Here is an 11,288-nt window from a genome sequence, read left to right on the forward strand (position 1 = left end):
CCGATGAACATTCACGAAAACGTTGAGAAACGAGCCGCCCACGCGCTTTCGCTGCTTGTCCGCCAGTTTTCATTTCCGCTTGTCCAGCAAGACCGGCTGACCTACCGATCCGGCGAGCAAACCGGCAGCCGGTGGGGTATCCGCTATACGCGGGCGAAAAAATGGATCAGCCGGGTGTATAGGCCGGAGATCGCATACATGTTTACGCTGCCGGATGCAGCCGATGAAACGTACCGATTCAGCTGGAATCCGGGCAAAAAACAATGGAAGAGCGCAGATGATCACGGAAGCCGCCTGGTTGGCAGACTCAATGAGCACCGCGACATCACCCAGCTGCTCGCCAGCGTCGACATGGAAAAGGTGGAGCTGACCAAAAACGGGAACGAGGTCACCCTCACACTCATCCCGATTCCCGGCTGTTTCATCTGGACCCTGATTCCGCCGATCCATTATTTCGTGAGGCTCAAGCCGGAAGAAGCCGCTGCGCTTACAGATGTAGCACTAAGAATTGAACATGCCGTCTTGCGCGAGGAATCAGCAATGAAAGGGGCTGTCCAATAAGTCCCTAAAATAAAAAGTTGGGCGGAAAAACGTCATGTTTTCCGTCCAACTCTTTTTTTTCTGTCGCGTTTGCAGTAAAGTAGCTTGGCGGATGCCCGCCACCTTCAGTAGATTGTGGGCCAAAGCCACAATCCCAAACTCGGTGTGAACCTTCTCTAGCCCTCGCAAGGAGAACCGCCGGAACGACCTGTTGCCCTTGATGTGACCGAATACGCTCTCTACCTCCACTTTACGTCGAGCATAGATGGCGGATTTCGCGTCATCCTCAAGAGCTTTTTTGGCCTTTGCTTTTACCTCTTCCCAGATCGTATTCCAGTGTACCTGGCGGTTCCCCTTTGCCTTGGTGCAGCTTGCCTTGAATGGACAATCACTGCAATCTTCACATTCATAAATCTTAAAGCTTTGTTCCAGGCCAGAAGTGTTTTTTTTCGTTTGGTATTTCTTAAAGCGAACGTACCGGCCATTTGGGCAAACAAATTGGTCATCGCGCTCTTCATACATCCAGTTGGAGGCGTGCCGGATGTCTTTCTTGTATCGACGTGTTTTCTCTTTCCTGTAGCTGCCGTAAGGAATGAGAAAATCAAAACGCGGCTCTTTTTCTTCGCCCACCGCATACAAATAGTTCTCTTCGCTGCCATAGCCTGCATCGGCAATCACCGTTTTCGGCATGGGCAAAGAAGACGCGGCTAATCGCTCCATATGTGGCATAAAGCAACGCGTATCTGTAGGTCGCTGATGAAGGCTGTAAAACAAAATGAATTGGTTTTCCGTGGCCATTTGCACATTGTAGCCCGGCTTCAGTTGGCCATTTTTCATGTGATCTTCCTTCATCCGCATAAACGTGGCGTCCGGGTCTGTTTTGGAATAGCTGTTGCGATCACCAAAGCAGGCTTTCTGCTGCTCATACTTGGCGAATCGGGGAAGAAAATCCTCCCGAATTTGTTTCAGCGGCTGCTTCAAGGCACTGCGCTCTTTGCGTAACTCTTTCCGCTCTTCGCTGCCGTTTGCCTCCGCTATTTGTTCCGTCAATCTTTCCACCTTTTCCTCCAGCACGACTGCTGCTACTTCGAGCTTGGTAGGCAGTTCATCTGGTTCCGCCGCCGCGTATTCGCCAGCTTCTTGCTGCGTGAGCGTATGAATATGTGCAAGGGCAGCCTGTACTTTTTCCTTGAGCTTCTCCTCGAAGCGTAATGTCGATTTCTTCCACACAAACGAATACTTGTTAGCGTCAGCTTCGATCTTCGTACCATCTAAAAAGTACTGCTCCATCGTGATATAGTTGTCTGCGATGAGCGTTCGGATCATCGTTTCAAACAGCTCGTCCATAAACGTTTTCATGCGCACACCACGAAAGTCGTTCAGGGTACGGAAGTCGGGCTGTTGCATCGCTGCCAGCCACATGGCCGGGAGATTTTCTTGCAGTAGCTTTTCGATGCCACGACAGGAATAGACTTTTTGTGAGTAGCCGTACAGCATGACTTTGAGCATCATTTTGGGATGGTAGGCACTCCGGCCTCCGCCTGTATAGTGAGAAAACAACTGCTCATCCGGGATGGCTTCAATCATCTCGTCAATCACGCGGGCTACGTGATGGGTAGGAATGTACATCTCCAGATCCAGAATCATCTGAGCCTGTTTGTTGTCATAGTCTTTAAAGGTAGGTGCAAGGTTTCTTTTGGAAACGATCTTTTCTTCCAACCCCCCTAGAGGAAGGGTCAGCCCTGTGGTATACTCTTCTATAGTAGTCATTTGATTAAGCATAAAAACCGTCCTTTTGTAGAGTGTGGGTGTGGTAACTTCCATTCTACAGGAAAAGGCGGTTTTTTTGTGCCTTATTTTAACATGTAACAAAAATGGGGCGTCCAGCGGTCAGTTTTCACTGACTTTCTGGACAGCCCCTTCATCTGTCTTAAAAAGCGAAGGGATTCGGGCGAAAAAGTGAGGCGAAAGCTTTGGCTTGGCCAGCAGAGGCTCCGGCAAAAAAATGGAACGTTTTTCGCGCCACATGAGCGTCCTTGAGATACACCCGCCGCGCAGCGTGTGGCTTTGGGGCGCGGTTCCATTTTTTTGCCGGAGCCGGTCTTGTCTGCTTCCTTGCAGGCCAAGCCACTCGCGACAGCCCCACTTTTTCGCCCGAATCCCCGACCAACTGCCGTAGCAAATGTTTTACGCGGCCCCTCCCTCGGACTCCGTCGGCAAAATCACCGTAAAATAAACCCCTTCACCGCCATTATCCACGCGAATGCTGCCGCCATGCGACTCGATGACAGCGCGCGCGATGGCGAGCCCCAGCCCATGCTTGCCGGATTTGCCTTTGCGGAAGCGCTGGAACAGCTGCGGCAGCAAGTTTTCCTCAATCGGCGGCCCGTCATTGGACAAAATCAGCTCCAGCCTGTCTGAAAACGAGGAGCTGCGGATGCAAAGCTTCGTTTTGGCATAGCGAAGCTGGTTTTCCAAAATGTTGACGAATGCGGTGCTGAGCTGCTCGCCATCTCCGTAGCAGTACAGCGAATGAGGAAGGCGCACGTCCCACTCGATCGCCGGGTTCAGGACGGACAGGCGCTGCCTGATCAACGTGAACAGCTCGACCAGATCGACGCGTTTGAACTGGGTCATCTGCGCCACCGATTCGATTTTCGTCAAATAGAGGAGCTGTTCCACGACTTTTTCCAGACGCTTGCTTTCCTCCATGATGATCGCGAGCCCGCGGTCGGCTTGCTCGCCTTGGAAGATGCCTTCTGCAAGTCCTTGCGTATAGCCTTGAATCGCCATGATCGGCGTCTTCAGCTCATGCGAGATGTTCTGGATGAAGTGGCGCTGCGACTCGTCATACTCCTTCAGCTGATTTTTCATTTTTTCAAAAGAGCGGGCGAGCTGGCCGATTTCATCCTGCCGGTCGACTTTAAGGGGCACGTCGAACTGGCGCAGGGCGATTTTTTGGCACGACTCATCCAGCCTGCGGATCGGCGCGCTCAAATAGCGGCTGAACCACATGGCGAGCAGCCAGCTCATCACCAAAATGATCGCGAACACGATGAAAAACTGCTGGGTCAACACGGCGTTGATGTTATTCAAATCGCGCTCTTTGGAAAACAGCACCAGGTAGTAGGGGAACGAGTGATAATTGAGCTGCTTGCTGACGAACAGATACGTTTCATGGCTGCGGTCAAGCGTCCCGCGCTGCAGTTCGTCTTTTTTGTAGGTGGCCGCCATACGATACAGCTGCACCAGATCGCTTTGCGGCACCTGTTCGGTGCTTCGCTGCCCCAAAAGCTCTCCGTTCGGCCCGTATACGAGCACATCAAAGGAGTATTCGTACTTGGACAACAGCAATTGCAAAAAGAGCGGGGCGGAAGCAGGGAAAGGAAGCAATTCATTATGCTCGGTAAACGAGATGTGGCTCGACAATTCATCGAACTCGTCTTCCAGCAGCGAAAACGTATTGCTGACCAAATACTGTTTGACCGCCAGCGGATACAAAACGCCCACGCTGCTCCCGAGCAAGATCGTCAGCAGCATGAACAGGATGAGGATTTGGCGGGAGAGCGGCCAGTTTTTCAAGCGCAAAAGCTTCATAGATTGGTCATCCTGTACCCGAAGCCGTAGACGGTTTCCAGAGGGAATTCCGGCAGCTTCCGGCGAATCCGCTTGACCAGATCATCGACGGCGCGGTCAGAGCCGATGTAATCGTCGCCCCAAATGGCGGTCAATATTTGCTCGCGGTGGAGCGCTTGGTTCGGATTGCGCAAAAAGAAGGAGATCAGGTCGAACTCTTTTGTCGTCAAATCGATCGGCGTTTCGTTTTCTTTGATCAGCCGCCCTTTTTCCGAGATCAAGTATGGCCCGACCGCCATCCAGTCCTGGTATTGCTGCTGAGGCGATGCGACGGTTGGGACCGCTGGTTTTTCGTAAGTGCGCTGGAGCAGCTTCTGGACGCGGATGACGAGTTCGCGCGGCAAAAACGGTTTGGCCAGGTAATCGTCGCTGCCCAGCTCCAGGCCGATCACTTTATCCATATCTTGATCGCGTGCGGAAATGAAGATGATCGGCACATCGGATTGTTTGCGGATCAAACGGAGCAGCTCATAGCCGTCGATATCCGGCAGCATGATATCGAGAATCCAGAGATGCGGTTGTTCTTTATCCAAAATGGCAAGTACCTCTGAGCCGGATTGGAAGGTTTTGACCTGGAAACCGGCATTCAGCAGGTACGAGTTTAATAACTGCAAAAGATTCGTTTCATCATCGACCAAATAAATTACGTAAGGTGAAGACATAGGGGCTGTACCCTCCCTATCAGGATTTCTTTTTATATTGTAGCATAGCGCTAAAATGGATGTATGGGAGCAGTATAGGAGGACTGTGTAAAACTTGTGAAAGCCCGCTTTTCGTGGCAGAATCTGTCGAATATAATGGGAGAAAAGGTCGAATCCCAACCACTACCAGTCAAAGGAGAGGTCATATGCTTTTTCGCAATATGAAAATATCATCCAAGATCCTGCTGCTCGTTATATTGGCTGTGATCTTCCTCGCTGCTGTCGGCCTGGCTGGTCTGTCCAACATGCGTACGATGTCTGACAATTCCAGGACGATGTATGAAAACGGGTTGCTGCCGATCCAGATGGTTGAAGAAATGCGAATCAACAACACCGTGGCCGAGCAGTATGTGATGGAACTGCTGATGGAAAAAGAGCAAAGCAGCCAACAAGCAATTGTAAACAAAATTGAAGAAAAATTAAAAATAAATGAACTGATTAGCGCGTCGTATGAGCGCAGCGGCTTGCTGCCGGAAGAGAAGCGGTCGCTCGATGAGCTGAACGGCATGCTGCGCGGCTACAAGACCGAGCAGGACAAAGTGATCAAGCTGGCCCTGGACGGGAAAAATGAAGAGGCGTACCGCTATTTCGTCGACAAAGTTCGCGACATGCGCCAGCAAGTGGACCGGTTCCTGGGCGGGATCGCCAGCCAAAATGTGAAGAAAGCCGAAAATTTGAACAAGCAAAACGAGCTGGGGTATCGTTCCTCCATTATGGAGTTGCTCGCAATCGCGTGCGTGGCGATTGTTTTGTTTATGGCTGTCGGATACTTGATCAGCAGAATGATCACCAAACCGCTCAAGCAAATCCAGTTCTTGATGGAAAAGGCGGAAACGGGCGACCTGACCGTTGTCGGGACGTATCGTTCCAAAGATGAAATCGGCGTGCTGACCTCCGATTTTAACGATATGATCCGCGGATTGAAGGACATGATGGCGAAGGTCAATTCCGATGCGCTGCACTTGGCGTCAAGCGCACAGCAACTGTCTGCCAGCACGCAGCAGACGATGGCCGCAACCAACCAGATCACGGCAGCCATCCAGGAAGTGTCGAGCGGAGCGGAGCGCCAGCTGGTCAGCACGGAGGAGATGGCGAAATCAATGGAAGAGATGGCGATCGGAATTTCGCGCATTGCCGAATCGTCCTCGACCGTATCGGAAACGTCCACCGATGCCGCCGCTGCAGCGGGACAAGGCAACCAGACGGTACAGGAGGTCGTCGCTCAGATGGGCCTGATTCGCAGTGCGGTAGAGCAATCTGCGACAACCGTCCAGCGCCTGGGCGAACGCTCCAGCCAAATCGTCCAGATCGTCGATGTGATCACCGCCATCGCTGCACAGACCAACCTGCTTGCGCTGAATGCGGCCATCGAAGCGGCGCGGGCCGGGGAGCATGGGCGAGGCTTCGCGGTAGTGGCGGACGAGGTGCGCAAGCTCGCCGAGCAATCCGAACAGTCGGGCCAGCAAATCACGTCGCTCATCAAAGAGATCCAGCTCGATACGCAAGAGGCCGTGAAAGCAATGGAGAAGGTCAGCCAAAACGTAGAGACGGGCATGGTCATGGTGGGCGACGCCGGACAAGCTTTCGGCAGCATACTCGATGCCATTTCGCACGTGGCGGATCAGATTCAGGAAGTTTCCACGCTTTCCGAGGAGATGTCCGCGATTTCGGAGGAGGTCGCTGCATCTGTAGGGGAAGTGGAGCGGATCTCGCGCGAAACGGCGGCCAGCTCCCAAATGGTATCTGCCTCGTCCCGGGAACAATTGGCATCGATGGAGGAAATCGCGTCCTCCACGCAATCGCTCAGCCAGCTTTCGCACGAATTGCAAGAGATCACAAGCGAGTTCAAGCTGGCCTGAAAGCAAGCGGAACCGTTGGAAGAGTCCCCTGTACGGGGATTCTTTTTTTTCGTCCAGGAAAGTTTAAAGAAGAGAGATTGGCTGCCAAAAGGGGAGGATTCCCAAACATTCGTAGAGAAAACAAAACGGCACGAACATGCCAAGAGTAAAAACGCCAAAGAAGGAAGTGGTCAGATATGAGCAAGCGCTTGAACCGAACCGCCCTCTCAATCATGATGTTGATTCTCTTAACCGCATGTGCACAAGAAACAACGGTTCCGCCTGCCCAAACTGAACCGCCCGCACCCGCGCCGACTCCGCCGCCGGTGACGCAGCAGCCATCCCCGGAACAGCCTGCCTATTCGTATACCGCGCCTTTGACCGGCATGGGCACCAACGAACCCGTGGATCGTCGCCCGATCATGGTGATGGTCAACAACGCTCCCCCAGCCCGCCCGCAATCGGGACTGGACAAGGCGGACATCGTTTACGAATTGCTGGCCGAGGGCGAGATGACGCGCTTCGTCGCGATTTATCAAAGCCAACGGCCGAAGGTGATCGGACCTGTCCGCAGCATCCGCCCTTATTTCATTCAATTGGGCGCGGGCTTTGATGCGGTCATGATCCACGCAGGAGGTAGCCCCGAGGCGCTGGAGACTTTGGCTCACTCCACCACTTACAATTCCGTCAACGAAATCTCCAACGGAAAATATTTTTGGCGGGAAAAATTCCGCAAAATGCCGCACAACCTGTACACCGATCTCGACCATATCGAAAAAGCGATCGCCGACAAAGGGATGCGCAACCGGGCGGAACTGCCGTTTTTGCCGTTTCTGCCGGCCGATGCCGTGATTACGGATGGCGCAAAGGCGGAGACGGTCCAGGTAACCTACCATTCGCTGAACAAAGCCAGCTACACGTACGATCCGGCGAGCAAAAAATATTTGCGCTTCACGGCTGGAAAGCCCCATACCGATCTCGTCACCAAACAGCAGCTGTCTGTGACCAATCTGCTGGTGATCGCCGCCCGCCACAAAATTTTGGACAGCGAAGGGCGGCGCGAGGTAGATATTAACGGTCCTGGAGATGGGTACCTGTTCCAGCAAGGAAAAGTGCAGCCGGTCATCTGGAAACGTGTGAACGGCGTGATCCGGGCCTATTCCGTGACCGGCCAAAAGGAGCTGCCGCTGCTTCCTGGTAATACATGGGTCAACGTTCTTCCAGACAAGCCGGGGCTTGCAAAAGAACTTTCTTTCCAGTAAAAACTTTTTTATAATTAGTGGGTACCAATGCCCAAGATTCGCTTGAATTGGTCTCGTTTTTGGCCTAAGATAAATAAAGTGACTGTAGGGCTTTAAAATTGTAAAGATTTAAAGAGCTTATTTTTCATCGTGTAAGAATTTATAAGTGCTCGCGCTTATAAATTCTGGAGCGGAAGTAAAACTTCCATAGCTCGAAGAACCTGCTTCTTGAAAGAACTTCTGAAAGAAGTTTTTCTTACCATATAGATGAGGTGAGTGTATGCAATTGGAGAAACTGAAGGGGAAGGGAATCGAGCAGCTTTTTGAAGCGGTTTTGTCGCTTGAGACCATGGAAGAGTGCTATCAGTTTTTTGACGATCTCTGCACCATTAATGAAATGCAATCGCTTGCACAACGGTTGGAAGTAGCCCGGATGCTGCGCAAAGGGTTCACGTACAATCAGATCGAAGCGGAAACCGGCGCGAGTACAGCTACCATCTCCCGTGTAAAGCGCTGCCTGAATTACGGAAACGATGGCTATCAGCTTGCCCTGGAACGAATTGGAAGGTAAACTAGGAGGCTTGCTGTGATCGATTTTCATACTTGGCGTCATGTATTCAAACTGGACCCGGATAAACCGATCGATGACGATGCGCTGGAAGCGATTTGCGATTCCGGCACCGATGGGATCATTGTCGGCGGGACGCTGGGGATTACGTATGACAATACGCTGGAGCTGATGGCGCGGATTCGCCGCTATGCGGTTCCCGCTGTTTTGGAAGTGTCCAATCTGGAAGCGGTCGTGCCGGGCTTTGATGCGTATTTTCTGCCGCTGGTGCTGAATGCGGGCGATCCGGATTGGCTGATCGCTCCCCATGTGGCTGGATTGACCGCCTATGGCTCCTACATCCATTGGGAGGAAATTTTCGCGGAAGGGTACTTGATCCTCAACCCTGATGCGGCTGCGGCCAAGCTGACCAAGGCTCGTCCCGTGGCGGGCAAGGAAGAAGCCAAAGCGTATGCGCGGGTAGCTGCGCATATTTGCAAAACGCCGATTTTTTACGTGGAATACAGCGGCATGTATGGCGATCCCGAGATCGTCCGCGCGTGCAAGTCCGGCTACGAGGGCGGCACGCTGTTTTACGGCGGCGGCATCGCCGGTGTCGAACAGGCGCGCGAGATGGGGGCGATTGCCGATGTCGTGGTTGTCGGCAATATCGTATACGATGATGTGGAAGCGGCGCTTATGACCGTGCAAGCGGTAAAAGAGGTCAACCGGCCTTGATCGGATTGTAAAAAAGAAGGCGACGTCCTGAGAAAAGCGATTTTTCTCCGGCGTCGCCTTTTTGTTGCGCGATTGTTGGAAATCAGTAGGCCAAACGTCCAGCGACCGTAATGACGGCTGCTCCGGAAATTTTGATGATCGGCGACGGTGCAGCAGGCTCGATCATCGCATGCAGCGTGCCGGGACGGCCGACGGCATCGCCTTGGCCGATCACCAGGCGAGCGGGGGCATCGGCAGGAACCAGGCCTTCCAGCGCCAAATAACCGGAAAGCGCGCCGTTTGCGGAGCCTGTCACCGGGTCTTCCGGAATCCCGATTGCGGGGCAAAAATCGCGCGTATACAGATCATAGCCGGGGCGGTCTGCGGCAAACGTGAACAAATGCGTCGTCACGACCCCGATTTCTTCATTCATTTTGCCCAGTTCAGCCAACAGGGGAGCGGCGGCATCGATCGCTGCCTGCGTTTTGACGGGCACGAGCAAATGCCAGTTGGCGGTGCTGGCGATGCGGAGCGGATAGCGCTCATCGAGATCGTCAGGGCGGATTCCGAGCAAGCGGGCCAGCTCGGGGAGCGGATATTCCAGCGGTTTTACTTTGGGAGCCGCTTGGGTCATGGTGACACGGGCCAGCGCGCCGTTTTCCTTTTCCCAGGCAATCGGCACCAGCCCGATATTCGTATCGAACACGACTTTTTCGGCACGGTCGGCCCAGCCGAGGCGGGTGGCCAGCAGCCAGGCGGAGCCTACCGTCGCGTGTCCGCAAAAATCGATTTCGACCGTTGGCGTGAAGAAGCGCACGCGAAAGTCCGCATCGGACCTCTCGCTGGGGAATAGGAAGGCTGTTTCCGATTGGTTCAGCTCGCGGGCGATTCGCTGCATCTGTTCATCGGATAGCCCTTCCGCATGGGGGACGACCCCCGCCGCATTCCCGCCGAACGATTGCGATGTAAACGCGTCAACCAAATAGATGTCAATTTCTTTCATTTGTCATTCGCTCCTTTTCGCTCTATCTTGCTTTCAGTATAATGATGGTACTACCATCAGACAAATGAATGTTCCTCATGGGATGAATGAGTGATTTTCATGCAAGGAGCGTGATTGCTGTATGACGTTGATGCAAGCACAGGTGTTTTTGGCTGTCGTGGAAACCGGGACGTTCACCAAGGCGGGAGAGCGGCTCAACCTGAGCCAATCGGGTGTGAGCCACACCATCTCCGGCCTGGAGACAGAGCTTGGCATCCAGCTGCTCGTGCGAAACCGACACGGCATCAAGCTGACGCAAGCGGGGGAGCGAATTTTGGCGCACGTCAGGGAGATGGTCAACCGGGCCGAGCAAATCAGGCAGATCGCCGCCGACACGATCGGCATGTCGATCGGGACGATTCGCATCGGGAGTTTTCCAAGCGCCTCCGCCAAGCTTTTGCCAGGCATCATCCGCGCGTTTCAGGAGCAGTTTCCGCAGATCGAACTCGTTTTTTGCGAAGGCACGTACGGGCAAATCGTGCAGTGGCTGCAAGCGGGCGAGGTTGATGCCGCTTTTGTCACGCTTCCGACATCAGGCTTTGATAGCATCGCATTGATTGAAGATCCGTTGGTGGCGGTACTGCCCCACGATCACTCGCTGGGCGGCAAACATGCTGTGACGCATGAAGAAATCGCCGCCGAACCGTTCATACTGCCGCTCGCCGGCTGCGAAAAGCTGGTGCTGGAGTCGTTCCAGCGAGCAGGCGCAACCCCGCACATCCGCTTCGAGGTTGCTGACAATCCAACCATTTTGGCGATGGTCAAAGAAGGGCTTGGCCTGTCGATCGTGCCGCGGCTGACGCTGCCGGCAACACTGGACGGGGTGGTAGCGGTTCCGCTCGCTTTGGAGGCGGCAAGAAGCATCGGTCTCGCCGTTCCGGTGCTCGATGATGCGGCGCCTGCCGTTAAGGCGTTCAGGCAGACGGCGCTGGAATGGGTGGATCAACATTTTGCCCGGATGCAACCGCCGTCGATGCAGCAAAAAAGTGGCGGCAGCGGCTGACTTATGCCAAAATAAGAACATAT

General features: G+C 53.6%; 10 protein-coding genes. 6 read left to right on the forward strand and 4 right to left on the reverse strand.

The genetic code is table 11. From position 1 onward, the window contains the following. Window positions 1-3: 3 nt before the first annotated feature. Window positions 4-561: a DUF3156 family protein gene (locus ACTID9_RS03425; RefSeq protein ID WP_441069833.1), complete on the forward strand. Its 558-nt coding sequence runs from the start codon at window positions 4-6 to the stop codon at window positions 559-561. Here ACTID9_RS03425 and ACTID9_RS03430 read toward each other — a convergent pair. From ACTID9_RS03430 to ACTID9_RS03440, 3 genes are all read right to left on the reverse strand, one after another. Beyond that, complete coding sequence (locus tag ACTID9_RS03430) at window positions 535-2,259, reverse strand: IS1182 family transposase (protein ID WP_441069834.1); 1,725 nt, start codon at window positions 2,257-2,259, stop codon at window positions 535-537. The two genes, ACTID9_RS03425 and ACTID9_RS03430, sit on opposite strands and share 27 nt — an antisense overlap. Before the next feature lie 468 nt (window positions 2,260-2,727). Continuing rightward, the gene (locus ACTID9_RS03435; protein ID WP_441069835.1) at window positions 2,728-4,137 is read right to left on the reverse strand and encodes a sensor histidine kinase; all 1,410 of its coding nucleotides are present in this window, start codon (window positions 4,135-4,137) and stop codon (window positions 2,728-2,730) included. Continuing rightward, entirely contained in the window at window positions 4,134-4,838 is a 705-nt protein-coding gene (locus tag ACTID9_RS03440) for a response regulator transcription factor (RefSeq protein ID WP_441069836.1), read from the reverse strand. The genes ACTID9_RS03435 and ACTID9_RS03440 overlap by 4 nt, the downstream gene beginning before the upstream one ends. Window positions 4,839-5,023: 185 nt before the next feature. Between ACTID9_RS03440 and ACTID9_RS03445 the strand changes: the two genes are divergently transcribed. The 4 genes from ACTID9_RS03445 (at window position 5,024) to ACTID9_RS03460 (ending at window position 9,241) form a co-directional block, all read left to right on the forward strand. Further along, window positions 5,024-6,736: a methyl-accepting chemotaxis protein gene (locus ACTID9_RS03445; protein WP_441069837.1), complete on the forward strand. Its 1,713-nt coding sequence runs from the start codon at window positions 5,024-5,026 to the stop codon at window positions 6,734-6,736. A gap of 176 nt (window positions 6,737-6,912) precedes the next feature. Next, complete coding sequence (locus ACTID9_RS03450; protein ID WP_441069838.1) at window positions 6,913-7,977, forward strand: DUF3048 domain-containing protein; 1,065 nt, start codon at window positions 6,913-6,915, stop codon at window positions 7,975-7,977. A 259-nt stretch (window positions 7,978-8,236) separates the two neighbouring features. Next, the gene (locus tag ACTID9_RS03455) at window positions 8,237-8,527 is read left to right on the forward strand and encodes a YerC/YecD family TrpR-related protein (RefSeq protein WP_122921042.1); all 291 of its coding nucleotides are present in this window, start codon (window positions 8,237-8,239) and stop codon (window positions 8,525-8,527) included. A 15-nt stretch (window positions 8,528-8,542) separates the two neighbouring features. Further along, window positions 8,543-9,241 (forward strand): heptaprenylglyceryl phosphate synthase, encoded by a 699-nt coding sequence (locus ACTID9_RS03460; protein WP_441069839.1) that lies wholly within the window; start codon window positions 8,543-8,545, stop codon window positions 9,239-9,241. Window positions 9,242-9,323: 82 nt separating this feature from the next. Here ACTID9_RS03460 and ACTID9_RS03465 read toward each other — a convergent pair whose 3' ends face one another. Continuing rightward, window positions 9,324-10,223 (reverse strand): PhzF family phenazine biosynthesis protein, encoded by a 900-nt coding sequence (locus ACTID9_RS03465; protein WP_441069840.1) that lies wholly within the window; start codon window positions 10,221-10,223, stop codon window positions 9,324-9,326. A gap of 121 nt (window positions 10,224-10,344) precedes the next feature. Here ACTID9_RS03465 and ACTID9_RS03470 point away from each other — a divergent pair, with 121 nt between their 5' ends. Continuing rightward, window positions 10,345-11,265, forward strand: coding sequence for a LysR family transcriptional regulator (locus ACTID9_RS03470; RefSeq protein ID WP_441069841.1), 921 nt, complete (start codon window positions 10,345-10,347; stop codon window positions 11,263-11,265). Window positions 11,266-11,288 lie beyond the last annotated feature (23 nt).

It is taken from the genome of Brevibacillus fluminis, assembly GCF_052072235.1.
In the GTDB taxonomy this organism is placed as follows: Bacteria; Bacillota; Bacilli; order Brevibacillales; family Brevibacillaceae; genus Brevibacillus_D; species Brevibacillus_D fluminis_A.